General features: G+C 39.3%; 19 protein-coding genes. 10 read left to right on the forward strand and 9 right to left on the reverse strand.

What is annotated here, in order from left to right; translation table 11 throughout:
* Nucleotides 1-39 precede the first annotated feature (39 nt).
* Nucleotides 40-849 carry a rhomboid family intramembrane serine protease gene (locus tag ACT53H_RS05450; RefSeq protein ID WP_107881116.1) on the forward strand — a complete coding sequence of 270 codons (810 nt, stop codon included), beginning with the start codon at nucleotides 40-42 and terminating at the stop codon, nucleotides 847-849.
* A 1-nt stretch (nucleotide 850) separates the two neighbouring features.
* Here the strand turns inward: ACT53H_RS05450 and ACT53H_RS05455 are convergent, their stop codons facing one another.
* Together ACT53H_RS05455 and ACT53H_RS05460 are read right to left on the reverse strand one after the other, a co-directional pair.
* Complete coding sequence (locus ACT53H_RS05455; RefSeq protein WP_476008815.1) at nucleotides 851-3,310, reverse strand: ABC transporter permease; 2,460 nt, start codon at nucleotides 3,308-3,310, stop codon at nucleotides 851-853.
* A 3-nt stretch (nucleotides 3,311-3,313) separates the two neighbouring features.
* Nucleotides 3,314-4,006: an ABC transporter ATP-binding protein gene (locus tag ACT53H_RS05460; RefSeq protein WP_107881114.1), complete on the reverse strand. Its 693-nt coding sequence runs from the start codon at nucleotides 4,004-4,006 to the stop codon at nucleotides 3,314-3,316.
* A 44-nt stretch (nucleotides 4,007-4,050) separates the two neighbouring features.
* On the opposite strand from ACT53H_RS05460, the gene ACT53H_RS05465 reads away from it, so the two are divergent.
* Nucleotides 4,051-4,674, forward strand: coding sequence for an arylesterase (locus tag ACT53H_RS05465; RefSeq protein ID WP_004793988.1), 624 nt, complete (start codon nucleotides 4,051-4,053; stop codon nucleotides 4,672-4,674).
* A 35-nt stretch (nucleotides 4,675-4,709) separates the two neighbouring features.
* Here the strand turns inward: ACT53H_RS05465 and ACT53H_RS05470 are convergent, their stop codons facing one another.
* Nucleotides 4,710-5,324 carry a carbonic anhydrase gene (locus tag ACT53H_RS05470; protein WP_004793989.1) on the reverse strand — a complete coding sequence of 205 codons (615 nt, stop codon included), beginning with the start codon at nucleotides 5,322-5,324 and terminating at the stop codon, nucleotides 4,710-4,712.
* A 285-nt stretch (nucleotides 5,325-5,609) separates the two neighbouring features.
* Here ACT53H_RS05470 and ACT53H_RS05475 point away from each other — a divergent pair, with 285 nt between their 5' ends.
* Together ACT53H_RS05475 and ACT53H_RS05480 are read left to right on the forward strand one after the other, a co-directional pair.
* Entirely contained in the window at nucleotides 5,610-6,635 is a 1,026-nt protein-coding gene (locus ACT53H_RS05475) for an alpha/beta fold hydrolase (protein ID WP_476008816.1), read from the forward strand.
* Nucleotides 6,636-6,661: 26 nt separating this feature from the next.
* A complete protein-coding gene (locus tag ACT53H_RS05480) occupies nucleotides 6,662-7,669 on the forward strand; it encodes a hypothetical protein (protein ID WP_476008817.1) in 1,008 nt (335 codons plus the stop codon).
* Between the two features lie 23 nt (nucleotides 7,670-7,692).
* Here the strand turns inward: ACT53H_RS05480 and ACT53H_RS05485 are convergent, their stop codons facing one another.
* A complete protein-coding gene (locus tag ACT53H_RS05485; RefSeq protein WP_174742162.1) occupies nucleotides 7,693-9,957 on the reverse strand; it encodes a TonB-dependent siderophore receptor in 2,265 nt (754 codons plus the stop codon).
* Nucleotides 9,958-10,126: 169 nt separating this feature from the next.
* Entirely contained in the window at nucleotides 10,127-10,765 is a 639-nt protein-coding gene (gene nfuA / locus ACT53H_RS05490; protein ID WP_004793993.1) for a Fe-S biogenesis protein NfuA, read from the reverse strand.
* Nucleotides 10,766-10,922: 157 nt separating this feature from the next.
* Here nfuA and ACT53H_RS05495 point away from each other — a divergent pair, with 157 nt between their 5' ends.
* The 5 genes from ACT53H_RS05495 to ACT53H_RS05515 all read left to right on the forward strand — a co-directional run bounded on the left by ACT53H_RS05495 (nucleotide 10,923) and on the right by ACT53H_RS05515 (nucleotide 16,765).
* Nucleotides 10,923-11,540, forward strand: a complete 618-nt coding sequence (locus tag ACT53H_RS05495; RefSeq protein WP_013198625.1) for a rhomboid family intramembrane serine protease — start codon at nucleotides 10,923-10,925, stop codon at nucleotides 11,538-11,540.
* Between the two features lie 170 nt (nucleotides 11,541-11,710).
* Entirely contained in the window at nucleotides 11,711-13,387 is a 1,677-nt protein-coding gene (locus ACT53H_RS05500) for an arylsulfatase (RefSeq protein ID WP_476008818.1), read from the forward strand.
* Nucleotides 13,384-14,388 carry an SUMF1/EgtB/PvdO family nonheme iron enzyme gene (locus ACT53H_RS05505; RefSeq protein WP_476008819.1) on the forward strand — a complete coding sequence of 335 codons (1,005 nt, stop codon included), beginning with the start codon at nucleotides 13,384-13,386 and terminating at the stop codon, nucleotides 14,386-14,388. The genes ACT53H_RS05500 and ACT53H_RS05505 overlap by 4 nt, the downstream gene beginning before the upstream one ends.
* Nucleotides 14,389-14,497: 109 nt before the next feature.
* Nucleotides 14,498-14,662 carry a hypothetical protein gene (locus ACT53H_RS05510; RefSeq protein ID WP_004793999.1) on the forward strand — a complete coding sequence of 55 codons (165 nt, stop codon included), beginning with the start codon at nucleotides 14,498-14,500 and terminating at the stop codon, nucleotides 14,660-14,662.
* 555 nt (nucleotides 14,663-15,217) lie between these two features.
* Nucleotides 15,218-16,765 carry a hypothetical protein gene (locus ACT53H_RS05515; RefSeq protein ID WP_174741456.1) on the forward strand — a complete coding sequence of 516 codons (1,548 nt, stop codon included), beginning with the start codon at nucleotides 15,218-15,220 and terminating at the stop codon, nucleotides 16,763-16,765.
* Between the two features lie 46 nt (nucleotides 16,766-16,811).
* Here ACT53H_RS05515 and ACT53H_RS05520 read toward each other — a convergent pair whose 3' ends face one another.
* Nucleotides 16,812-18,146, reverse strand: coding sequence for a D-serine ammonia-lyase (locus ACT53H_RS05520; RefSeq protein WP_476008820.1), 1,335 nt, complete (start codon nucleotides 18,144-18,146; stop codon nucleotides 16,812-16,814).
* Between the two features lie 164 nt (nucleotides 18,147-18,310).
* Nucleotides 18,311-19,942: an inorganic phosphate transporter gene (locus ACT53H_RS05525; RefSeq protein WP_004794004.1), complete on the reverse strand. Its 1,632-nt coding sequence runs from the start codon at nucleotides 19,940-19,942 to the stop codon at nucleotides 18,311-18,313.
* Between the two features lie 463 nt (nucleotides 19,943-20,405).
* On the opposite strand from ACT53H_RS05525, the gene metH reads away from it, so the two are divergent.
* A complete protein-coding gene (metH, locus tag ACT53H_RS05530; protein ID WP_476008821.1) occupies nucleotides 20,406-24,092 on the forward strand; it encodes a methionine synthase in 3,687 nt (1,228 codons plus the stop codon).
* Nucleotides 24,093-24,172: 80 nt separating this feature from the next.
* Here the strand turns inward: metH and ACT53H_RS05535 are convergent, their stop codons facing one another.
* Together ACT53H_RS05535 and ACT53H_RS05540 are read right to left on the reverse strand one after the other, a co-directional pair.
* The gene (locus ACT53H_RS05535; RefSeq protein WP_476008822.1) at nucleotides 24,173-25,177 is read right to left on the reverse strand and encodes a transketolase family protein; all 1,005 of its coding nucleotides are present in this window, start codon (nucleotides 25,175-25,177) and stop codon (nucleotides 24,173-24,175) included.
* Nucleotides 25,178-25,187: 10 nt separating this feature from the next.
* Nucleotides 25,188-26,033 carry a transketolase gene (locus ACT53H_RS05540; protein WP_476008905.1) on the reverse strand — a complete coding sequence of 282 codons (846 nt, stop codon included), beginning with the start codon at nucleotides 26,031-26,033 and terminating at the stop codon, nucleotides 25,188-25,190.
* Nucleotides 26,034-26,049: the final 16 nt, after the last annotated feature.

Raw genomic sequence — 26,049 nt, forward strand, 5'->3', positions numbered from 1 at the left:
TAAGCTGTAAAGCATGTTCATATATAACAAAAGCATAGCATGACTCAATATCAGCCTCCGCACATTAATCGTAAACTCAATGTACAAACTTGGTGGCTGACTGCCCTGCTCATCGCAATCAATGTAGGTTTGTTTGTCTGGCAAATTCTATCTGGCGTCGATATTAGCGATCCAGCCATGAAAGATGCTATTCATTGGGGAGCTGATTTTACACCACTTACTTTTTCTGGGCAGCCTGAACGTCTATTTACCAGCATGTTTTTTCATTTTGGTTTAGTCCATCTCATGCTCAACATGTGGGCCTTATATATTTTCGGTAATGTTGCCGAGTCACTATTTGGTCGCTTCTATTTTATAGGCATGTATTTACTTGCTGGTTTATTCGGCAGTCTGCTCAGTAGCTATATGACCATTCAAAATGGACATGAATTACTGCAACATTTTGACCAGAGCTTACTTCCTCATGTCAGTGCAGGTGCTTCAGGCGCCGTAATGGGATTAGGTGCTGCGTTAACCGTACTTTCCTTATTTCCACCACTTCCACATCAAGCCTACATACTCGATAAAAAAGCATTATTAATGATTATGGCAATCAACCTTATTTTTGGTTTTGTCGCAACTGGTATTAATAATGCCGCACATATTGGCGGCATGGTTATTGGAGCATTCCTTGCACTGATGTGGTACTTAAGCTACGTCAGTAAGTTTAAAAGTGTGCTCAAGATTTTAGGCTTATTAGGCGCAGTAATCATTACGGGTGGTTTTTATATGTACTGTGTACAACTCAACTCACCTTTACTTCCGCTATGGCATGAAATCATCATCCAAAATCCTGGCATTATTCCTTAAGTTACAGCTGATTTAATTCTCTTAAGCTTTGTAAAGGTGGTAAGTTGCAAAGATAACCGAGTCGATAACGACCTATCAACGCACAAATCAGCATCATGCCAAGAGGTAAAATCAGCCATATTTCAAAATGCCACTGTATTGCCATATTCATTTTATGACTAGCAATCGCACTAATCACCTCCGCAAAACAGCAGGCAACTATGCCTGCTAACAGACCAAGAAACCCAATCTCAAAACTGAGCATTTGCTTCATTTTATTTTTAGATAGACCAAATGAGCGTAGTAAAGCAACCTCACGGCGCCTTTCATCCATTAATAGGTTTAAACATGCAATCAGTACTAATACGCCTGAAAAACCAACTAACGCTGCCAGTACAGTCACTATTTTGACCAAGACATTCATTAAGCGTTTTACTTCATCTAAAATTCGATCAACATCAATAAATACTGTATTTGAGAACTGCTGAATAATATTGATCATTTTAGGTTGATCTTGCTTAGGTACATAGAAACTACCTAAATAACTTCCAGCATTTTCATCTAAGGTTTTAGGGGAAAAAATAAAGAAAAAGTTAGGGCTAAAGCTTTCCCACTCTACACTCCGGAAATTCACAACTTTGGCTTGTAATGTACCTTCAGGCAGGCTAAAGGTCAGCTTGTCTCCAATTTGGATTCCCAAACTTTCGGCAGTTTTACTTTCGACTGAAACTTGCCCCACGCCATTAAACTGGATTTGTCCTTTTGTAATTGCATTGTCATTCGGTAATTGATTCGATTGCGTCAGATTTAACTCACGGCGCAAAGAGTTATTTTGTTTTATGGCTTCTTCTGAAAAAGGTACATCATTCTTTGCTACCAGTCGCCCTCGGATATTTGGATAGAGCGGCGTGCTTTGCCAACCATGTAGCTTTAATTGCTGCTCAAAAGGTTTTAAATCGAATGGAGGTAAACCATATACAAATTGATTCGGGGTTCCTTCAGGAAGCTGTTGCTGCCAACGCTGTAATAAATCTGTTCTTAATACGCTTAATACAGTAATGAGGCTTAAGCCTAAAGCCAGTGCAGTAATTTGTAAGGCACTTTGCGAGGGCGATCGAATATAAAAAGACAAACGATTTTTCATCTTTTTTAAACTACGAAGCACGAGCCAAACAACGGTATACAGCAAAATACAAAGAACAATAATCGCAGCCAAAACCATAATGCTGAGCATCAAGTTTTCACTCAATACCAAACTAAAAACAATCAGACTGCTAATGCCAGCAAAAAACATAAAGAATAATGATTTTCGAGATTTGGCTTCTTCGCGAATCACCCGAATTGGAGGTGTATTTAAAAGCTCCCAAATGCTTGGCAAAATAAAACCAAGCAGCACAATTACACTGGTAAAAATAGCGATTGGTAAAGGTCCAAGTAAAAGCGGTATTAGCGAAAAACTTAACTCTAATTGAGGAATCAATTGCAGCATAAGTTGCAGCAGACCATACCCCATGACTAAACCTAATAGACTGCCCATCACAATTGAAATCGCACTGACAATGCAAAGCAATCCAATATAGGCCCATAAAATTTGGAACTTACTAGCGCCTAAGCATCTAAGAAGTGCAATATGATCTTGGTTTTGCTGAACATATCTTTGACTCGTTAAAGCGATGGCAATTCCACACAACAAAATCGTTAAAATATTGGCTAATTGCAAAAAGGTATCTAGGTTTTCAAGTGGACGTAATAACCGACTATTTGATTCACTCGCATCACGTAAACGCAAACCTGCCGTTTCATCTGGTTCTTTAGAAGGTTGATGCTGTTGCTTAAATTGCTTTGAAAATGCCTGAACTTGTTCAGGTTGACCAGACATTAACAGTCGATAATCGATTCTACTGCCAGTTTGAATTGCATGAGTTTTAGCAATATCGGCTTGATGAATAATAACGGTAGGTGAAAAACCTGAAAAACCGAGCTCTTGATTTGAATCACGCACAATCACGCCGCTAAAACGGAAGGTTCCGTCAGCAATAGAAACAATATCTCCCCTTTTTACTTTTAATAAGTCCGCCGCTCTTTGACTTAGCCAGACTTCACCAGATTGAATCGCTTGAGTTTTTGGCGCAATTTCAAGCTGTCCTCTGAGTGGAAATGCAGGTTCTATCGCTTTTACATTGACCATGACAAACTGATCTTGTGTATGAGCCATAGAACTAAATAGAGTGACATTAGTTTGCTTTAAACCAAGCTGTTCTGCTCTTTTTTTCCACAGCTGTTCGATAGGCTCGTTATTCGACAGAACTAAATCTGCACCCAGCATTTGCGAGGCTTGCAGACTGACTGCATTCTTCACTTGGTCATTACTAAATTTCAGGGCTGTGGTTGCACTAATCGCAAGCGATAAAGCAATAATCAGCAGATATAATCCACCCGTACGAAAACTTTGTAGCAAAAGTGGTTTTAGAAGATTACGCATAATTTAACCACCCTGTACTGTCTTTAGTCGGCCATCATCTAACTCAACATGACGCTGACAAAGAGCGGCCAAATTACGATCATGGGTCACTAAGATCAGAGTCGTACCTAACTCTCGGTTTAAATCAAAAAGCAAACTTTCAATTTCTTGTGCTGTCTGACCATCTAAATTTCCTGTCGGTTCATCCGCAAAAATAATTTGTGGTTCTGCAATAAGAGCTCGTGCAATCGCCACGCGTTGTTGCTCCCCTCCAGATAAGACTTTAGGTGTTTGTTCAACTTGACGACTAAGCCCTACTCGATGCAACCAATCTAAAGCTTTTTTCTCTGCGGTTTTATAATCAAAATCTTTACGTAACCGTAAAGGCAACATCACATTTTCAAGCGCACTCAACTGAGGTAAAAGTTGAAAAGACTGAAATACGAAACCAATATGCTGCATTCTGATTTGGGCACGTTGTTCTTCTGTTAACTGATGAACAGCTTGCCCACACAGCCAAACTTCACCTTCAGACGGTTGATCTAAAGTTGCCAAAATTCCTAGTAAGGTCGATTTACCTGAGCCAGAACGCCCAGTAATTGCCACCTGCTCCCCTTCAAAAATCTTTAAATCGATATCTTTTAAAATCGTAAACTGATTTTGGTTAATCTGAATAGTTTGTGTAACTTGATGGGCAGCAATGATGGGTTGTGGCATGATGTAAAAAGTCCTATGTATTCAGAATCAGGGTCGAAGTACAAATGTATAAATCTTTTTTGATTGGTTCTAAAAGCATCATGCTCATCTCATTAAGTATGCTGCCTATGCTTGTATCGGCGAAAACTATTTTAATTTTAGGAGATAGTATTAGTGCCGGTTACGGAATTGATCCCAAACAAGGTTGGGTACAATTACTGCAAAAACGCTTAGACCAACAGTATCCCAAACAACACAAAGTGGTCAATGCAAGTGTTAGTGGAGAAACAACCAGCGGCGCTTTAGCCCGGTTACCTAAGCTATTACAGACCTATAAGCCAAATGTGGTCGTGATTGAATTAGGTGGAAATGATGGCTTGCGTGGTCAACCGCCTCAAATGATTCAAAAAAATCTGGATCAGCTCATTCAATTAAGTCAGAAACAAAAAGCCCAAGTTATTCTTTTTGGCATGAAAATTCCGCCAAATTATGGGGCTGCATATAGCAAAGCTTTTGAAAATAACTATAAAGTTGCAAGCCAAAAATATCAGGTGAAATTACTACCATTTTTTCTTGATGGAGTCGCAGGTCAAAAACAGCTTATGCAAAATGACTTGATTCATCCCAATGCTCAAGCACAGTCAAAATTACTTAATTTAGCTTATCCATATATAAAAGGTGCCCTGTAGGCACCTTTTAGTTTTAAGCATTATTATTAATATAATCAGAAATCAAAGAAGGTTACTTCACCAGTTTCTAGCGAATATTCTGCACCAACAACAATCAACTCACCTTTCGCAATCAGGCTCTCTAACACAGCCGAACCATGACGTAATTGATTGACCGAAGCAAAAACGTTTGAACGTACCGCATGACATGAAAGTTTTTTCAAATCATTTTTTAAATCAGTTTGCATTAAAATTTCAACTGACGGACGAACACGGTTCACAATCGACATTAAGTTAGATGATGGTGGGTGATCAGGATTCATTAACGTATCAATTGTTGCTTGAATAGCACCACAATGACTATGTCCCAACACAACAACAACTGGACAGTCATAGCGTTCTGCCGCGAACTCAACACTACCGACTTGTGAAGGAGCAACCACATTACCAGCAACACGAATTACGAATAAGTCACCAAGACCTTGATCAAATACCATTTCTGCTGGAACACGTGAATCTGAACAACCTAATACAATCGCAAACGGATTTTGATCCTTTGCCATTTCAGCGCGTTCATGATGCGATAAGGTTTTTGCAAGGGAACTATTTCCATTTACAAATCGTTGATTACCAGCTTTCAGACGATCTAAAACTTCTTGCGCGGTAGGCATTTTATATTTCCATTGTTTTTTCAAGGTTGGAAATCATTTTAATGTGTCAAAATTTGAATGTCACTGACAAAAAATTAAATCATTTTCCATGAAAAAATTTAAAAATACGATCTCTATTTGAATGTAATGTTTATCGCAAATTCCTTACTGTTTAGCGAAAAAATAGACATACTTTGGTTCTCGGATTGACTATAATTTTTCTCCTTTTGATCATTTGGCAAATGACTCATTGGCAAAGTTTTTCAATAATTTTCAAACTCGCTTATGCCTCAAGGATGAAATCTTATGACGACGCTGTTTGTATCAACCAAAACAACCATAAAGAAAACAGCTATGGCACTTGCCTTGGCTTGTAGCCTTATAACAATAACAGGTGTTTTTCAGACGCAAGCAGCTGATACGATGGATATAAACTTTCAGAATATTTTACAGCAAGAGCGCAGTTGGGCAGGTTTACAAAGTAAAAGTTTAAAAGTTGGCGAGGTTACATGGTCATATAGTGAAGGTGGTTCTACTGCTAAACCGACGTTGCTCCTTATTCATGGATTAGGAGGGAGTCGTGATAACTGGAACCGAGTTGCGCGTTATCTCACAGCAAATTACCACGTTATTATTCCAGACTTACCGGGTAGTGGTGAAACCTTAGTTGCACAGGATTTCGACTACTCAGTACCTAATCTTGCCGAAAAGTTACGTCGATTTGTTGAAGCTGCCAATTTAAAAGGCCCAATTCACATTGCTGGCCACTCACTTGGTGGTTCGATTGCCCTACTCTATGCTGGACAATATCCATTTGAAACTAAAAGTCTATTCTTGGTTGATAGTGGCGGTATTTTCCGTTCTGCAAATACAATTTACCTAAAAGATCCAGCCTACTTAAAACAACTTTTAGTATCTAAAAAAGGTGACTTTAACTATTTGTTAAAGCAAACCATGTTTAATCCTCCATTTATTCCTAAAGAGTTCCTTCAAGCTCAAGAAAAGCTGATGATTAATCAGGCGCCTCAAACGCAAAAACTGGTTGATCAACTGATTGCACTCAATAAAGTCTATACGCCAGATTCATTTGCAGTGCTCACCAAGACAATCGATGCACCAACACTGATTTTATGGGGTAAGCAAGATAAGATTATTAACGTAGAAGTAGCAAGTGAACTAAAACGACTTTTAAAGAATGCCCAACCTCCGGTTATTTTAGAGAATGTCGGCCATATGCCAATATTGGAAGCCGAGCAGCTGGTTATTCAACAATATGTACCGTTTTTACTTAAAGTAGAAACAAATCAGTCTTCAAAAACGACTACACCCTAAATAAAACTTCGGACTTGTGAGACCTTATGTCTACCCAACCGCTTATAGAAAAACTCATTGAAGCTCATCTTGATTTTTTAGATGAGGAATTTGCTCAGCCCCAAATTATTCAACAAGAATTTGAGCAATTTTATCATTGGTTGGGTAGTCGGCAACTACAGCACCTCTGGACCTTTGAACAAATCCAGCAACTGATTCAAAAGCAGATTTTAGAAACTCCTGCTTCTGATTTTCTGCTTGAACAAATTGCAGAACATATTCGCTTTGCACTTATTCATCCAGCCAATGAAAATACAACAATTGAAGATGTTATTCCTGTTTTAACAATTGATGGAATTGCGCAATACGTTGCAAGTAAAGAACAGCATCGTAAAAAAATCATTAAAACGATTGTGAATAATCCTGCATTTTCAGCACTCTTGACTCAATTGATTCAACAAACAATGCATGATTACTTAGATGAATCTATGTCAAAACGTGTGCCGGGTGTAGGCCGTTTTATGAAAATGGGGAAATCTGTTCTAGAAACAGTGACTGATTCAAATCTAGACGACACGATTAATCATTATTTGCAAAAGAATATTTTAAAATTGAGTCAAATGAGTGAGCGCGTTTTAAACCAACATTTTGACAATGATAAGCTCTATCATTTTCAGGCAAATATTTGGCATAAAGTTAAATCTATGCCACTTTCTGTTTTAAAAAACTATATAGAAGTTCAAGATTTATCAAAAACTGTAGGTTTAGGACACGAGATTTGGGATCACATTCGCCAAACTTCTTACCTGAAACAACAAGTCCATGATGGTGTTTATACGTGGTATGTTCGAAATCAGGAACGTAATTTTGACTTGCTACTTCGTGATCTCAATATTAATGAAAGTTTAATTCAACATGAACTCACTCAGTTACTTGTGCCTGTATTACAGCAATTAGTTACAACGGGGCATTTAAGACGCCGTGCTCGTGTTTACCTAGAGAAATTTTATTATTCTGAAAAAGCATTAAATATTATAAATAACAAAGGCGCTTAAAGCGCCTTTGTTATTTGTCTTGATTAGAAAGAATATTTTAAAGAAGCGTAATAAGCTCGACCTGGCTCATTGTAGGTTTGGCTGATCGAATTGCTGTCTCTTAAAATTTGTTTATCAAACAAGTTACTTACGCCAACACGCGTACTTATATTATCTGAAATTTTATAACCAACATTAATTCCAGCAGTACTATAGCTTTTTACAGTACTTGGCTTAATCGCAGAATTTGTTCCACCTGAACCAATGCCCGATTCAATTCTATTTTCAGCAAACTGACGCGACTTTTGGCGGCCATATTGAGTGAAGACAAAATTCACATCTAACTGATCTGTGATGTCATAATCGAAAATTGAGTTAATCGTATAGTTTGGAACCAAAGATAATGGGTTACCCGTTTGCTTATCTTTCGAGTCCATCATGTAAGTAAAGTTATTGGTCCAGCGAATGTCGCCAAAGTCTAAGCCTAAACTTCCTTCAAAACCTTGAATTAATGCTTTAGGCGTATTTTCCCAACGTAAGATATTCCACTTGGTGTTGGTCACAGCGCCTGTATTTGCGTTGGTACTTGAGCCATCCACTGTTCCAACAACGTTTGTACCAGCCACAATCTTATCTTTATAATCGTTACGGAACCACGTTAAGCTCGCATTCACGATATCTTTTTGGAACTGGATACCAAGCTCTTTGTTTACCGAAGTTTCTGGTTTTAAATCACCATTACCTTGCAATAAACAACGTGACTCAATATTAGATGGACAACCATTGCCGTTCGTACTGAGTAAGTACCCTTCGGCATTTTGATACATATTTGGTGCTTTATACGCTTTTGCTACCCCACCTTTTAAAGTGAAATAATCATTGAGTCTTTGAGTAATGTTTAAGCTTGGGCTCCAGTTAGAACCAGATTTACTGTGATCATCGAAACGTAAACCTAATACAGCATCGGTGCTATCAGTAAGTTTTAAGTTATCTTCGATATATGCAGAAGCAATACGTGATTCCATTTTACTACGATTGCCTTTAGCTAATTGATCGCCGTAACCTGAACCACTACTGTCTGTACCTTGAGTTGTCGAAACATTATCTTTAAATCTGTCTTCAACCCATTCAGTCCCGAGTGTTAACACGTGTGGTACATAATATTCAAAAGGAATATTGGCTTCACCATTTAAACGAAGAGTTTCTAAACGTGAAGTAGCTTTATTATCAAGATTATTAATTTTTCCTTCTACACTTCCAGCAAGGCCTTCAGGCAAACGTTTATTATGAGTTTTATCATATTGAGCAACTAATTTACTCTTACCCCAAGACCAATCCCCTTCATGCGTCAATGCATAACTATCACGGTACATGGTATTGGTTTCTTTACCAATAAGTTCCGAAAGAATCGCATCTGCTTCAGCATTTGCATTTAACTGAGAATCACCAGAATAAATATTACCTTGTTTACTAGAAGAGACATCGAGCAAGACAGTTTGTTGATCTGTTGCTTGCCAAGCTAAACGGCCTGAAATATCTTTATTTTTAACGCCTTCACGGCCAGCTGCAGTACTGCCTATTGATTTATTAATATCGACATCGTCAGCTTCTGTTTTATTGTAATTACCATATAAACGATAAGACAAAACGTCTTTAATCAATGGCCCACTTACGTTAAAGCCAACACGATTTGATGCACCTTCTTTAGAATCTTCAGGTTGTGAAGTATAAAACTCTACTGAGCCATGGGTTTCATTCGTCACTTTTTTAGTAACGATGTTAACCACACCACCTGCTGCCCCCGAGCCATAGCGAGCTGCAGCAGGTCCACGTAAAACTTCAATAGATTCGATTGCTTCTGCGGGCACCCAGTTTGAATCACCTCGTGTATCACGCTCTCCTTTCCAGCCATAACGAACTGAATTACGAGAGTTAATTGGTTTTCCATCCACCAAAATGAGTGTATTTTCTGGCCCCATTCCACGAATATCAATTTGTCTATTATTACCACGCTGCCCCGTTGCACTGTTGCCTGTTAAATTAACACCCGGCATACGGCGTACATAGTCAGAAATATCATTACGAACTGGTAGTTTTTCTAAATCTTCTTTGGTAATAACCGACACACCGAGCGATTGCTTCACTTGCTCTTCAGCAGTTACGAAAATTGTTTCCAATTTCACAGGTTCAGCAGGCTTTTCTAATGCTTGTTCAGCTTGTTCTTGCTCATTTTGTGCAGCATAAGCCATAGACATCATACTTGCCAGTACTGAAACAGAAAGCACTGACTGGATAATACGCTTCGACATAAGTATTCCCAATATATTGATTTATTAAACATCTCTCATTTTAAGTTCGGCATTGTAACAAATCTAAATAAAATTACAAATGATATTGATAATAATTATCATTATTTATATTGAATAATAAAAAAACCTCATGGCGAGGCTTTTTTATGTCACTTTTCAAACAATTTGATTATTTGAAATAAGCACCTTCAGCTTGTGTATGGTCTGTTTGGTCGACCACACGTTGAAGCTCAGGAATCTGCTCTCTTAAAGTAGTTTCAACGCCCTGTTTCAAGGTAACGTCAATTGCCGAACAGCCTTGGCAACCACCACCAAATTTTAATACAGCAGTTAAACCATGTTCTGGGTCATCTTGTACTTCTACCAAGCTACAATTTCCGCCATGCCCTGCAAGACCTGGGTTAATTTCTGCTTGAAGAATGTAAGTAATACGTTCTTCAATCGAAGCATCTGGACCAACACGTGGAACTTTAGAATTTGGAGCACGGAAGGTAAGCTGACCACCAAAACGGTCCTTGTTGTAATCGATTACAGCATCTAAAAGATAAGGAATAGATGGCGCATCAATATACGCAGGAAAATCAGGATAGTCCTGTTTATAATCCGTTGGGATCACTTCTTCTGGTGCACTATATGCCATACAACATTCTGCACGTGGCGTACCCGGATGTTCAACAAAAACTCGAACGCCAATTCCCGGAGTATTTTGCTTCGTTAATAAATCGTGCAAATACTCTTGTGCAGATGGTGTAATCAAAAGGTTTGGAATTTCTTCTGCAACAGCAGTGTTGGTGTTCTCAGTCGACATAACAATATTCCTCAAGCTGATGCCTTTATATTAACCGAAGATGAGGTGGATTTAAAAAAAATCAACTAAATTTGTCGGATTTATACACAACAGGGTTTCAACTTAAGTTTTTAATGGCATTATTGAGCCAGTATTGATCATTTTTTAAATATTTCTTATGTTGCATTTGCCATTTAACCATACAGTTACTCTTATTATTATTACGGTCATTATCTCTTTAATTGCTTTTAGCAACCAAAACGTGATGAACCGGCTGATTTTTTGGCCACCTGCAATGCAACGTGGACAGATTGATCGCTTCATTACTCATGGCTTTATCCATGCCGATGGAACACATCTACTTTTCAACATGATTACCCTGTTTTTCTTTGGCAGTATTATTGAAAGTTTTTATCGCCAATATTTCTATGACATGGGTTTTGTGTTGTTCTATTTAGGTGGCTTAATCTTCGCGATTTTACCGAGCTATTTACAGCATAAAAATGATGCGAATTGGGCTAGCCTAGGAGCCTCAGGTGCTGTTTCGGCAGTGTTATTTGCTTATATCCTATTCCAGCCGTGGAAGCTGATTTTCGTATTTTTCATTCCTGTACCCGCTATTATTTTTGCAATTTTATATGTGGCATACAGTATTTGGGCTGGTAAACGTGGTAATAGCCATATTAATCATAGTGCTCATTTATGGGGTGCGGCTTACGGAATCATCGTAACAATTTTACTTGAACCAAAAGTTATTCCGCATTTCTTAGACCAACTTACTCGCCTTCCTTTCTAAACAAAATAAATTAAAGAAAGGCCCGTTGTGGGCTTTTCTTTTTTTCTCATTAATTTATCACTATAAATTCTCAGTCTTTTTTCTGATTTTCTTTGATCAATTCGTTGTTTTGATTGCAAAAACCATCTGATTAAACTCATGCCAATTCTTTTAATAATTCAGATGATACAATGAAGTACAAAGCAATTTTATCTAGCCTTTCCATTGCTTTATTTAGCTTATCTTTAGCTGGATGTAATGACAACGATAATCAAGAAAATGTAGCAACCACACCTAAGCAACCGAATATCTTATTTATTATGGCTGATGACTTAGGCTATTCAGATTTAGGGACTTTCGGTGGTGAAATTCATACCCCTAATATTGATAGTTTGGCTCAAGAAGGCCGCCTTTTAACGGATTATCATACTGCCCCGACCTGTTCTCCGACACGCTCTCAACTCATTTCTGGTACTGATCATCATTTAGCTGGTATTGGAGCAATGGCTGAACTCACACCAGAACATTTGAAAGGACAACCAGGCTACGAAGGCTATTTAAATGAACGCTCGCTATCTATCGCACAAGTACTTAAAGATAATGGTTACCGCACGTACATTAGTGGTAAATGGCATTTAGGGCTAACTCCAGAAACCAATGCATATGCAAAAGGTTTCGATCATTCATTTACCCTATTACAAGGTCTAGATCACCACTTTAAGCAAGCGCCAAGTGCGTTTAAACGAAATTCAACTTATACAGAAGATGGTCAGGTTATTCCTGTTTCAACTTTGCCTGATGACTTTTTCTCGACAAATTATTTTACCGATAAATTACTAAGCTACTTAGACTCAGGCAAAAATAGTGGCAAACCGTTCTTTGCTTATGCTGCCTATACGGCGCCCCACTGGCCAATTCAAGCACCTGCTGAATACCGTGAAAAATATCGCGGAATTTATGATGTCGGTTACGATGCTATACGTAACGCACGTATTGCTAAGCAAAAACAGCTTGGAATTATCCCTGCAAACTTTGAGGCAGCGGAACCCATTGCAACACAAAATGCCCCACAAAAATATGGAAAATGGGATGAGTTAACAGCCGAGCAAAAGGCACTCGAAGCCCGTAAAATGGAAATCTATGCAGGTATGGTCGAAAACCTCGATGCTAATGTAGGCCGTATTATTCAATATCTCAAACAAAATAATCTTTATGACAATACTTTAATTTTCTTTGTTTCTGACAATGGCGCAGAAGGTTTTGTACGTGGCGGATATGGCAGTGAATCTGGTTTTGATAACTCTGTAGCAAATGTGGGAACACCAACTTCATATCACTATATTGGACCACGTTGGGCCGAGGTCAGCGCGGCACCTTTCCACTTATGGAAAGATACAGCTGGTGAAGGTGCAACAACTGCCCCTGCTATTGTGAAATTACCGAACCAGAAAAAAGCAGAAGAAACCAATAATAGCTTTGCATCTGTACTCGATGTTTTCCCAACCCTATTAGAATATGCTCATATTCCAGTACCTCAAGGCCAATACAATGGTCGAACCATTAATACGCCATCAGGGATTTCATGGAAGCCTTTACTTGAAAATAAAACCACTACCATTCGCCCTGCAAATTTTAGTTTTGCCGATGAATTACATGGCAGCAAATATGCAAAACAAGGTGAATGGAAAATTGCAGTTCAAGGACGCCCTGAGTTAGGCACAGGCACTTGGGAGTTGTATAACATTGCCACTGATCGTGGAGAAAATCACAATGTTGCACAGCTTTACCCAGCAAAAGTGCAAGAACTATTATCGGTTTATCAAAAATATACTGAGAAAAATGGTGTGCAGGAATATAACGCCAAATGAGATTAAAACTATTTTTAGTTACCGCAATCAGCCTGTCTTTTATGACAGGCTGTAGCCAATCTTCAAAAGTTTCTGAATCAGCACCCTCGCATCAACAGCCGACGTCTTTAGCTGACCTAGGTTCTATTGAAAAGTGTAAAAACTACTCTGGACTACCTCAAGGTTGGCTCAAACTGCCTACAGCTGGAATGGTTTTAATTGCCGATGGGAATTTTAATTTTGGTTCTGAGAAAGCCTATCCCGATGAACTTAATTTTGGAAAAAAACAACGAGAAGTCAAAGGATTCTGGATTGATCAGACTGAAGTTACCGTTGCTCAATTTGCAAGTTTCGTAAAAGCAACGGGCTACATTACCGATGCCGAAAAACAAAAGCAGGCTGCTGTTTTCTCACCAGATCCTCATCATCCACAGCAATGGTGGCAGCTAAAATCAGGGTATACATGGAAAACCCCCAATGGCAGTAATGGTGCAGTAGCTACTCCGAATGAACCTGTGCGATATGTAAGTAAAAACGATGCTGAACATTATGCAGTCTGGCTCGGACATGATTTACCAACAGAACTAGAATGGGAATATGCAGCTAAAGCCAATTCAAAAACTGATACGCCCTTACATCAAGCGCCTACCGATGAACACCAACATCCACAAGCAAATTACTGGCAAGGTGAATTCCCTTTTCAAAACCTAAATCAAGATCACTTTAAAGATGTGGCACCCGTTGGATGTTTTGCGCCAAACGATTTCAAACTATTTGATACGATTGGAAATGTATGGGAATGGACATCTTCACCGTATCAAGGTGCCCATGACCAACATATGGGAAATTATTCTGATTTAAAACAACAACAAATTGCGAGTACTGAGTATGTAATTAAAGGCGGATCTTTTCTTTGTGCACAAAATTATTGTTCCCGTTATCGTAGCAGTAGCCGCTACCCTCAGGATTTTGATTTAGCTGCAACGCATGTTGGATTTCGAACTATTTTACGGTCTCCTTAATTTCTTCTTAATTAGATTTATTAAAGATGTTTTTTAACCAAAATTAGATCGAAAAATAATCAAAATGTTTTTATAGTACAAGTGAGAATGATAAAAAAGTGAGAACAAGATGAAAACTTTACTTCTTTGTGCAGCAGCAATTTTCACAATGTCACTATCAGCCTGTGCAGTCCATACACCTGAAGGTAGTATTGTGATTGATCCAGATTCACCTTATCACAATCATCCGGGAGACTTTTGCCCACCAGGACAAGCTAAAAAAGGACGCTGTTAGAATCACTCCATTCTTAAAGTAATTTTGAAGTTACGTTAAAGAAATAGAGTTTGATTAAATGATAAACTGAGTACAAAAATAGTGGGTTCCAACCCAAAAATAGATGGGATGAAACTAGAAAATTATGGTGTAAAAAAATCACCATATCCCCAAGATTTTTAAAAGACAATCTTACGTTGTCTTCTATCTAGTTTCACCCCAATTCTTTCTTATTCCGTCTGACTTCTCTTATCCTTTAAGAAAAAAGTCTAGTTTTTAATCATTTCTGCATCTGTATTATTGATACATTTTGAACATTTTACCTTCAGGTTAAAACTGATGTATTTGCTTAATACAAAATAATCATTTATGTAACGTAAGTCTATAAAAATGTTCTAAAAATGTGAAAAAAATTAAGGCCAAAATGAGATGGATTTATCATAATAAATCGCTCTTTCATGTTTCATCACATAAATAATCAATATTATTTTGTCAGTTATTGCCACTCGTTTCCTTTCATTGGCATAGATAATGTATACATCTGTATATTAACCCAGTCGTATAACGAGATATTTTATGTCCAGCACAAGTCAAGTCGAAGGTCTACAATTTCCAGTACACGCCTCAACCAAAAAACAAAGCACGTCTCTTACAGGCCAAGAGATTTTGTCAGAGGCTTTATCTGTTGTAGATAATAAAACCGCGCAACAAGTGTTGAATGAAAAAAACTGGCGAAAAAACTACCCTATTTATTTTAAAGCGCTTGTTAAGCAAGGAATTTCAAATAGTAGCAACCCAATTACTATTGCTAAGCAAGGTTTGCATAAAGCTCACCATATTTTTGACTATTACCGTGATAGTAAACATTATCTTTTAAAAGATGCAGTTCATATTGCTTCATCTACACCCCTTCATACAGTAAAACTTAAAGGTGAAAGTGATGCAGCTCCAGAATGGTATGTTCCTTACAAAGGGCAAAAGCTCAGTGGACAAAGCTTACTAGACCAAATTCAAAGTTGGGAAGAGGCCGGTATTATTGAACCAAGTCATGCAAAAGCTTTGCGTGAAGCTACTGCACACCCAGAATGGTTTGATTTATCTGACCGTACCATGGTGTTGTTTGGTGCGGCTTCAGAAGCTGGTCCTCTACCTTGGTTAGCCAAATGGAAAGCGAATATTATTGCTGTCGACTTACCAAACCCACGTGTCTGGGGCAAAATTTTACATACGATTCAAAAAGGAAACGCAACTCTGATTGCTCCAAGCGTTGAACAAGTTGATTCATCAGCAAAAGTTTCTGAATTAAGAGATAAATTGGGTGCAAATTTATTGACTCAATTACCAGAAATTGCACAGTGGCTAGTTCAGTTTCCACAAAAGTTAGATTTGGCCGCAATCGCCTATTTAGATGGTGAAAAGCATGTTCGTGTATCCATGGCAATGGATAGCATTATGCAATATGTGAGCGAGCATAAGTCTGATACGAGCCTTATGTTTATGTGTACGCCAACCGATGTTTATGCAGTTCCTAAAGAAGTAGCAAAAGCTGCACAACAAAAATTTAAATCACGCACAAAACTACAAAAAATGGCGGTGAAAGGTGTTTCTACACTTTCCTTAAATCGTTTTTTCCAAGCGCCATATCAAGACCTGATTGATTGTGAAAATGGAAAAACTTATGGTATTGCCGACTGTCTAGTGGTTGAACAAGGCCCAAACTATGCTTTGGCAAAACGCATTCAACAATGGCGTGCTATTTTGGCCCGTCATCAAGGGCAACACGTAAGTATTAATATTGCTCCATCTACAACGACTCACTCTGTGACTAAAAATCCATTATTGAAAGCAGCTTTTAATGGTGCAGAGCTTTTTGATGTAGAAGCATTTAGCCCTGAAACGACCAATGCCATTATGGCGGCACTCTGGATTCATGACTTAAGAAATGAGTCTTCTGTGGCAAATCCTGAAACTGAACTAGACCATCCGCTTGAACTCATGATGGAAGGTGCTAATCACGGCGGCTTATGGCGTGTTGCTTATTTAGCAAGAACTGCCCTGCCTTTTGCTGCGATCTATGGCTTTGCAACCGAAAAACTACCTTTTGGAAAATCATCTAGAAAATAATTTGATTAAAGCCCAATTCTAGAATTGGGCTTTTTTCTGAGTTTTTCTATTTATTTTGAAAGTGTGATAGATATTTTTGCATTTCATCAGGTGGAACCATACCGCCTCCTGTCGCCCATACCACATGATTTGCCTGTTTTAATTTATCAGCTGATAGTTGATGTAAAGCCAAATAATCAGGACTCGTCTGAACATAATATGGCCCCATCATTCCTGCCACTGCTGAAGGCTCAAGCTGAATATTTTCAGTTTGATTTAGAAGTGCTATGAGTTCATACAAACGTTCATCGTGAATGGTGTAATAGCCATCAATTAACTGTTGCATAGCACGCCCAACAAAACCTGAAGCACGCCCTACTGCAAGTCCATCTGCGGCGGTTACGTTATCGAGGCCAATGTCATTTACTGAAATCTGATCATGCAAGCCTGTGTGGACACCAAGTAACATGCAAGGCGAATGTGTGGATTCAGCAAAAATACAATGTACGTGCTCACCAAAAGCCAGTTTTAACCCAAAACTCACGCCACCTGGGCCACCACCGACGCCACACGGCAAATAAACAAATAAGGGATGCTCAGCATCAACTTTAATCTGTTTTTGCTTAAATTGCTGTTTTAGGCGTATTCCTGCAACTGCATAGCCTAAAAATAATGTTTTTGAGTTTTCATCATCAATGAAAAAACAGTGTGGGTCTTGCTCTGCGGCTTTTCTTCCCTCTTCAACCGCTACGCCATAGTCACTGGCATATTCCACAACATTGACGCCTAGTGAACGTAGTTTGTCTTTCTTCCACTGTCTCGCATCAGCCGACATGTGGACTGTGACTCTAAAACCCAGTTTGGCGCTCATAATGCCAATAGAAAGCCCTAAGTTACCTGTAGAACCTACTGCAATTTGATACTTAGAAAAAAACGTTCGAAATGCGTCTTGGTCGAGTTTAGTGTAATCGTCTTCAAACTTGAGAAGCCCTGCCTCAATAGCCAATTTTTCAGCGTGAGCCAAGACTTCATAAATACCACCACGCGCTTTAATTGAACCAGAAATAGGTAAATGACTATCTTTTTTTAGCCAGAATGCTCCACTCATTTGCACTTTTTGTGTTGAAGAAAGTGCTTGTTGCATATGAGCAATTTCTACGATATCTGATTCAATTTTTCCATGTTGTGCTTGAGTTTCAGGAAACACTTTTGCTAAATAAGGCGCAAAACGCGCTAGCCTTGCTTCCGCGTCACTTACATCGTCTGCTGTGAGTCCAACTTTTTCTAAAGCTTCTATTAAAGGATAGCGATGAGGTGTAAACCAAAATATCTCTTGATAGGCTTGCAGTGTCTCAATAAGTGGGAATTGTTGTTTTAGCTGATCTATTTTAACAGCATCCATAATCTATCCTGATATCAAAGTTTTAAGCCCAGCTTTTAAAGCTGCTTAATGCTCTATAACGACTTGTTAATTTATAATTGAATGTACATGAAAATAGACTGAACTTAAAAAAGAAACAAATAAAAAAGCCACTGTGTACAGTGGCTTTAATGTTTTAAATGCTTTTATACAAACTGTAAGAATAACCAGTACAAACCGCCTGATAAACAGATTGTTGCAGGAAGTGTAAATACCCATGCAGATAAAATTGTTTTAACTGTATTGAAGTTTAAGCCTGATCTATTCGCGACCATGGTACCTGCAACAGCACTATTTAAAACGTGTGTTGTTGAAACAGGCATACCTAAACCATCAGCAGCAGCAATTGTACTCATTGCTACAAGCTCAGCAGACATCCCCTGACCATAAGTCATATGATGCTTACCAATACGCTCACCTACAGTCACAACAATACGTTTCCAACCTACCATGGTGCCTAAGCCAAGTGCCAAAGCAACTGCTACTTTCACCCAAGTTGGAATGTATTGTAAGAATGAATCTAAGCTACTACGGTATTCTTTCACAAGTTTTTCTTGTGACTGATCCATTTTTGGTAATGCATTCGCTTTATCCAAACGCTTAAACGAGGTTGTACTTAAATACATGTCATTACGAATTTCGCTAATTGCAGCTTCTGGAATGTCTTTTAAGTTGTTATAGCTAGAAACTCGCTCACCCAAGTGGTCAGTCATGCTTGCCAATGCAGGCACTACTTCTGGAGTTTGCTCTTTAGTTTGAATATATTTAGTCAGAATAACACGCGCTTTTTCATCGGTTAATTCTGGCTGATTTTGATTCAAAAATACGGCAGTTTGAGAAGAAAGCTGATGGAATGATTGAACTTGTTGTGTATCAAGGTTTTTATTTAATGAATAAGCCAACGGCACCAGACCAACCAAAATCAGCATGATGAGACCCATACCTTTTTGACCGTCATTAGAACCATGTGCAAAACTTACACCTGTACAGGTAAAGATTAAAATTGCACGAATGATTGCTGGTGGTGGTTTATTACCTTCTGGCGGTTGGAATAATTCTAATTGGCGTTTAAAAACAGTTTTAACCAACAAGAAAACAATCGCTGCAAAAGCAAAACCAATTAAAGGCGAAAATAATAATGCCTTACCGACTTTAATCACCTGATCCATATCAACACCACTGGTGGTTACGCCAGTCGATGCACTCAACAGATGGTTCATAATGCCCACACCCAAGATTGAACCAATCAAGGTATGAGAACTAGAAGCAGGAATACCCAAGAACCAAGTACCTAAGTTCCAGAGAATTGCAGCAATAAGGAGCGCAAAAACCATTGCGAAACCTGCACCGCTACCCATGTTCATAATCAGTTCAACAGGCAACAATGCAATAATGCCGTAAGCGACTGCGCCGCTTGCAACCATTACCCCAAGAAAATTACAAAAACCTGCCCACATGACTGCAACTGGTGCAGGTAAAGCATTGGTGTAAATCACTGTTGCTACTGCATTTGCAGTATCGTGGAAGCCATTTACAAACTCAAAGCCTAAAGCAATCAAGAGTGCAGTAGATAAAAGGATAACCGAATAAAGACTCAAAGGTGGTACATGTGCTAAATCAGCACTCACCTGAAATCCAATATAAATAAGTGTTGCAACAATAATCGTCAGAAACACCGGCATAAAAAACTTAGGTGTCGGGACATGCACATTCGTCGATTTGACTTGCAGGTTTGCCGCAAGTTTTGAATCCGAAACAGGGGGTAGATTAGAATTCATGCAGACGGTAAGAGGATAAAAAAATCCTCTGTATTCTTAAATTAAATTATGACAATTATATGACAAAGCAGCGCCTGATGAAGTCAATTTTTCATATTTTGACCTCATTTGATGCACCTTTCCTCTATAAAATTTATTTTTTTATTAAAATACAATAATTTAAATCAATTTACATCTTCCTTATTTATGACTATTTTTAAAGCAAAAATATATAAAAAATCACTCGAATGCTTGTTTTTTAAACAGAACAATTGTCATAAAACGGAATATTGGAGATGAAATATTTCAATATCATGATCATTTTATGAATATTTGATGAAAAAACAGTCTTCATTTGTCATAAAAGCCGTTTTTTAATGAATCTATTACAAGTGAATGACGGGTCGTTATAGCTCATCAAATGCGCAACTATTCTGTTACAATAGCGCCGCATTTTTAAATTTGTACAATATCGGGGTTTTATATGTCCACGCTTGCCACCCTAAAAGCGCTTCTTGCCAAACGCATTCTGATTATTGATGGTGCGATGGGTACCATGATTCAACGCCATAAACTAGAAGAAGCCGACTACCGTGGTGAGCGTTTTGCCGATTGGGCACATGACCTAAAAGGTAACAATGACCTTCTTGTGCTGACTCAACCCGAAATCATTCAAGGTATTCATGAAGCTTATCTTGATGCAGGCGCAGACATTATTGAAACAAACAGCTTTAACGGCACACGTGTTTCCATGTCTGACTACCACATGGAAGATCTTGTTCCAGAGATTAACCGTGAAGCAGCACGTTTAGCTAAAGCAGCTTGTGAAAAATATTCAACTCCAGATAAACCGCGTTTTGTGGCAGGTGTACTCGGTCCAACATCGCGTACCTGTTCAATTTCACCGAATGTAAATGACCCTGCCTTTCGTAACATTACTTTTGATGAACTAAAAGAAAACTATATTGAGGCAACTCATGCGCTGATTGAAGGCGGTGCAGATATCATTCTGATTGAAACCGTTTTTGATACATTAAACTGTAAAGCTGCAATTTTTGCGGTGAAAGAAGTCTTTAAGCAAATTGGTCATGAATTACCACTCATGATTTCAGGGACCATTACCGATGCCTCAGGCCGTACCTTAACAGGTCAAACTGCCGAAGCGTTCTGGAACTCTGTACGCCATGGTGACTTACTTTCAATTGGTTTTAACTGTGCACTTGGTGCAGATGCTATGCGTCCTCACGTTAAAACCGTGTCTGATGTTGCTGATACTTTTATTTCTGCTCATCCAAATGCTGGCTTACCAAACGCATTTGGTGAATATGATGAAACACCTGAACAAACTGCGGCCTTCTTAAAAGAATTTGCAGAAAGTGGTTTGATCAATATTACCGGCGGTTGCTGTGGTACGACACCAGACCATATTCGTGCTATTGCCAATGCTGTAAAAGACATTGCACCACGTCAAATTCCTGAAACTAAGCCAGCTTGCCGCTTAAGTGGTTTAGAACCATTTAATATTTATGATGACTCATTGTTCGTTAACGTGGGTGAACGTACTAACGTTACTGGTTCAAAAAAATTCTTACGCTTAATTCGTGAAGAAAACTTTGCAGAAGCTTTGGAAGTTGCACAGCAACAAGTGGAAGCTGGCGCTCAGATTATCGACATTAACATGGATGAAGGGATGCTCGATTCGCAAAATGCGATGGTACATTTCTTAAACCTTGTAGCCTCTGAGCCAGATATTTCACGTGTGCCTATCATGATTGACTCATCAAAATGGGAAATCATTGAAGCTGGCTTAAAATGTGTACAAGGTAAACCGGTTGTTAACTCGATTTCGTTAAAAGAAGGTTATGACGAGTTTGTCGAAAAAGCTCGCCTGTGTCGACAATATGGTGCTGCAATTATTGTGATGGCCTTTGACGAAACTGGTCAGGCCGACACTGCTGAGCGTAAACGCGAAATCTGTAAACGTTCTTATGACGTTTTGGTTAACGATGTAGGCTTCCCTGCTGAAGATATTATTTTTGACCCGAACGTGTTTGCGGTGGCAACTGGTATTGAAGAACACAATAACTATGGCGTCGATTTTATTGAAGCCACAGGTTGGATTAAACAGAACTTGCCTCACGCCATGATTTCTGGTGGTGTATCGAACGTTTCATTCTCGTTCCGTGGAAATGAGCCTGTTCGTGAAGCGATTCACTCTGTGTTCTTGTACCATGCCATCAAACAAGGCATGACCATGGGGATTGTAAATGCCGGTCAAATGGCCATTTATGACGATATTCCAAAAGAACTCAAAGATGCAGTTGAAGATGTTGTTTTAAACCAGAACCAAGGTGAATCTGGTCAACTTGCGACCGAAAAACTACTTGAAGTGGCTGAAAAGTTCCGTGGACATAGTGGTGCTCAACGCGAAGCAGAAAACCTTGAATGGCGTAACGAACCTGTAGAAAAACGTCTTGAATATGCATTAGTCAAAGGTATTACCACATACATCGATGAAGATACCGAAGAAGCCCGTCTAAAAGCCAAACGTCCTTTAGATGTAATCGAAGGCGCTTTGATGGACGGTATGAACGTTGTTGGTGACTTGTTCGGTTCAGGCAAAATGTTCTTACCACAGGTTGTGAAATCTGCACGTGTTATGAAGCAAGCTGTGGCTTGGCTCAACCCGTACATTGAAGCTGAAAAAACAGGTAGCCAATCTAAAGGTAAAGTCCTGATGGCAACGGTTAAGGGCGACGTGCACGATATTGGTAAAAATATTGTGGGTGTTGTACTGGGCTGTAATGGTTACGACATTGTTGACCTTGGCGTGATGGTGCCTTGCGAGAAAATCTTACAAACTGCAATTGATGAAAAATGTGACATCATCGGGTTATCAGGTCTGATTACCCCATCTTTAGATGAAATGGTATTTGTTGCAAAAGAGATGCAACGTAAAGGTTTTAACATTCCTTTATTGATTGGTGGTGCAACAACTTCAAAAGCACATACAGCAGTAAAAATTGATCCTCAGTACCAAAACGATGCGGTGATTTATGTTGCCGATGCATCACGTGCGGTGGGTGTTGCAACTACCCTGCTTTCAAAAGAAATGCGTGGAAACTTTATTGCAGAGCACCGTGCTGAATATCTCAAAATTCGTGAGCGCTTAGCCAACAAACAGCCTAAAGCTGCCAAGCTAACTTATGCAGAGTCTGTTCAAAATGGCTTTAAAATTGATGAGAGTTATGTTCCGGCAAAACCAAATCTTTTGGGAACACAGGTCTTAACCAATTACCCACTTGCAACACTTGTAGAATATTTTGACTGGACACCATTCTTCATTTCTTGGAGCTTGGCAGGTAAGTTCCCGAAAATTTTAGAAGATGAAGTGGTTGGTGAAGCTGCAACAGATTTGTACAACCAAGCTCAAGCAATGTTGAAAGATATTATCGACAACAACCTTTTTGATGCACGTGCTGTATTTGGTATGTTCCCCGCTCAGCGCACTGATGCGGACACCGTCAGCGTATTTGATGAAGCGGGTCAAAATGTTACGCATACTTTTGAACACTTACGTCAACAATCTGACAAAGTCACAGGTAAACCAAACTTGTCTTTGGCAGATTACATTCGTACTGACCGTGAGCAACAAGATTACTTAGGCGGATTCACTGTATCGATTTTTGGTGCAGAAGAACTGGCAAATGAATACAAAGCCAAAGGTGATGACTACTCTGCAATTTTAGTTCAATCACTAGCCGACCGTTTTGCCGAAGCTTTTGCTGAACATTTACACGAACGCATTCGTAAAGAGTTCTGGGGCTATAAAGCGGATGAACAGCTCACCAATGAAGAACTGATTAAAGAGAAATATGTCGGTATTCGCCCTGCACCAGGTTACCCTGCTTGCCCAGAGCACTCTGAAAAAGCAGTGTTGTTCGACTGGTTAGACTCTACCAACAAAATCGGTACTAAACTGACTGAACACTTTGCAATGATGCCACCATCTTCTGTAAGTGGTTTCTATTATTCTCATCCACAAAGTGAATACTTTAACGTAGGTAAAATCTCTCAAGACCAACTTGAAGATTATGCAAAACGTAAAGGTTGGACACTTGATGAGGCAAAACGCTGGTTAGGGCCGAATTTAGATGATTCGATTGCTTAAGTTATTAAATAACCCTGTTTAAAAAAGAGGGCGTGAAGGAAATTCCATCACGCCCTTTTCAATTTGAAAATTTAATCTTTTTACTTCAAATGTGCCTTAATCTTCTCTTTAACTGCTTCAGTTGAAATACCATAGCGATCATGCAAAGTGGGTAATGCTCCTGCATCTAAAAATGCATCTGGTAAACCAATCATGTCAAAACGGAGATGTTGTCCATTTCTTAGGAGTAAGGACCCGACAGCTTCGCCTAAGCCGCCAATGACTGAGTGATTTTCGGCAGTTAAAACAGGTCGGCCACCTTTGGCGACTTCATCCAAAATGGTTTGTTCATCTAAAGGTTTAATGGTCGGTACATGCAACACTGAAACCTCAATGCCCTCTTTTTCAAGCTCTTCGGCTGCCTCAAGCGCACGCATGGTCAATAAACCAGTGGAAATGATGAGTAAGTCTTTACCCGGTTTAATCACCTGTGCCTTACTCAATTTAAACTGGTAGTTGTATTTATCGAGTACTAATGGAACCTGCCCACGCAATAGACGCATATATACAGGGCCATTATGAGCAGCAATTTGAGGAATCGCTTGTTCGATTTCCAAGGCGTCACATGGATCGATAACCATCAAGTTCGGCATAGCGCGAAAAATCGCAATATCATCCGTTGCCTGATGGCTTGGGCCGTAGCCCGTAGTTAACCCCGGAAGTGCTGCCACAATTTTGACATTGAGGTTATCTTCTGCAATCGCCATACAAATAAAGTCATAGGCACGGCGTGATGCAAACACGGCATAGGTGGTCGCAAAAGGAACAAATCCTTCACGAGCGAGTCCTGCTGCTGCGCTCATTAAAAGTTGTTCTGCCATGCCCATTTGGAAAAATTTGTCTGGATTTTCTTTAGCAAAAATATGTAGGTCAGTGTATTTGGATAAATCTGCTGACAACCCCACAATATCGTCACGCTCGTTTGCCAAGGCATTCAGTGCATGTCCGAATGGTGCAGGTTTGGTCGGTTGTCCCGCGGCAGCAATAGAAGCAATCATTGCCGAAGTGGTTAGTTTTTTCTTAGGAGGATTGGCTAACTGGCTCATGGTGTATTCCTTACTGTCCGTAGTGGGTCAAAATATTTAAAGCGTCATCCCATTCATGTTCATCAACACGAATGAAGTGAGTTTTTTCGCGGCTTTCCAAGAACGACACGCCCTTACCCATCTTGGTGTCACAAATAATGACACGTGGGCATGTTCCCTCATGGTTTCGTGCTTGGTCGAATGCCTTAAGTAAAGCTTCCACGTCATTGCCATCTACGCGTTGGGTGTACCAACCAAATGACTGCCAACGGTCTACAATGGGCTCAAACGCTAAAATTTCGCTGGAGTGCCCATCTGCCTGCTGATTATTCACATCAATAATCGCAATCAAGTTATCTAGTTTCCAATGAGAAGCAGACATTACAGCTTCCCATGTTGAGCCTTCATTTAGCTCTCCATCGGAAAGTAAGTTATATACAAAAGCATCCGACTTTTTCTGTTTCAGTCCTAAACATGCGCCGACTGCAATTCCAAGACCATGCCCCAATGAACCACCTGTAATTTCCATACCTGGTGTATATGAAGCCATGCCCGACATCGGTAGACGACTGTCATCTGCTCCATAAGTTTCAAGTTCTTCAAGCGGAATAATTTTTGCTTCAATTAAGGCTGCATAGAGTGCAATTGCATAGTGCCCAATAGAGAGATAAAAACGGTCACGACCTTCCCATTCAGGGTTTTCTGGCTGATATTTCATAGCATGGAAATAAGATACTGCCAGTAGATCTGCTGCACCCAAAGCTTGTCCAACATAGCCTTGGCCTTGTACTTGCCCCATACGTAAAGCATGCTGGCGAATGTGGTAGGCATGTTGTTGCAACTCTGCAATTTGGCCTGATTTATCAATATTTAATATTGTCATTTACTATTCC

Source organism: Acinetobacter sp. DMC2 (genome assembly GCF_056314305.1).

Excerpts from the sequence above, each read along its gene's own strand:
- ACT53H_RS05470 (WP_004793989.1), bottom strand. The coding sequence starts at position 5,324 with ATGCCTACCGCGCAAGAAGTTTTAGATCGTCTGAAAGCTGGTAATCAA.
- nfuA (WP_004793993.1), bottom strand. The coding sequence starts at position 10,765 with ATGTCGACTGAGAACACCAACACTGCTGTTGCAGAAGAAATTCCAAAC.
- ACT53H_RS05535 (WP_476008822.1), bottom strand. The coding sequence starts at position 25,177 with ATGAGCCAGTTAGCCAATCCTCCTAAGAAAAAACTAACCACTTCGGCA.
- ACT53H_RS05450 (WP_107881116.1), top strand. The coding sequence starts at position 40 with ATGACTCAATATCAGCCTCCGCACATTAATCGTAAACTCAATGTACAA.
- ACT53H_RS05505 (WP_476008819.1), top strand. The coding sequence starts at position 13,384 with ATGAGATTAAAACTATTTTTAGTTACCGCAATCAGCCTGTCTTTTATG.
- ACT53H_RS05460 (WP_107881114.1), bottom strand. The coding sequence starts at position 4,006 with ATGCCACAACCCATCATTGCTGCCCATCAAGTTACACAAACTATTCAG.
- ACT53H_RS05475 (WP_476008816.1), top strand. The coding sequence starts at position 5,610 with ATGACGACGCTGTTTGTATCAACCAAAACAACCATAAAGAAAACAGCT.
- ACT53H_RS05515 (WP_174741456.1), top strand. The coding sequence starts at position 15,218 with ATGTCCAGCACAAGTCAAGTCGAAGGTCTACAATTTCCAGTACACGCC.
- metH (WP_476008821.1), top strand. The coding sequence starts at position 20,406 with ATGTCCACGCTTGCCACCCTAAAAGCGCTTCTTGCCAAACGCATTCTG.
- ACT53H_RS05495 (WP_013198625.1), top strand. The coding sequence starts at position 10,923 with ATGTTGCATTTGCCATTTAACCATACAGTTACTCTTATTATTATTACG.
- ACT53H_RS05510 (WP_004793999.1), top strand. The coding sequence starts at position 14,498 with ATGAAAACTTTACTTCTTTGTGCAGCAGCAATTTTCACAATGTCACTA.
- ACT53H_RS05525 (WP_004794004.1), bottom strand. The coding sequence starts at position 19,942 with ATGAATTCTAATCTACCCCCTGTTTCGGATTCAAAACTTGCGGCAAAC.
- ACT53H_RS05480 (WP_476008817.1), top strand. The coding sequence starts at position 6,662 with ATGTCTACCCAACCGCTTATAGAAAAACTCATTGAAGCTCATCTTGAT.
- ACT53H_RS05485 (WP_174742162.1), bottom strand. The coding sequence starts at position 9,957 with ATGTCGAAGCGTATTATCCAGTCAGTGCTTTCTGTTTCAGTACTGGCA.
- ACT53H_RS05455 (WP_476008815.1), bottom strand. The coding sequence starts at position 3,310 with ATGCGTAATCTTCTAAAACCACTTTTGCTACAAAGTTTTCGTACGGGT.
- ACT53H_RS05520 (WP_476008820.1), bottom strand. The coding sequence starts at position 18,146 with ATGGATGCTGTTAAAATAGATCAGCTAAAACAACAATTCCCACTTATT.
- ACT53H_RS05500 (WP_476008818.1), top strand. The coding sequence starts at position 11,711 with ATGAAGTACAAAGCAATTTTATCTAGCCTTTCCATTGCTTTATTTAGC.
- ACT53H_RS05465 (WP_004793988.1), top strand. The coding sequence starts at position 4,051 with ATGTATAAATCTTTTTTGATTGGTTCTAAAAGCATCATGCTCATCTCA.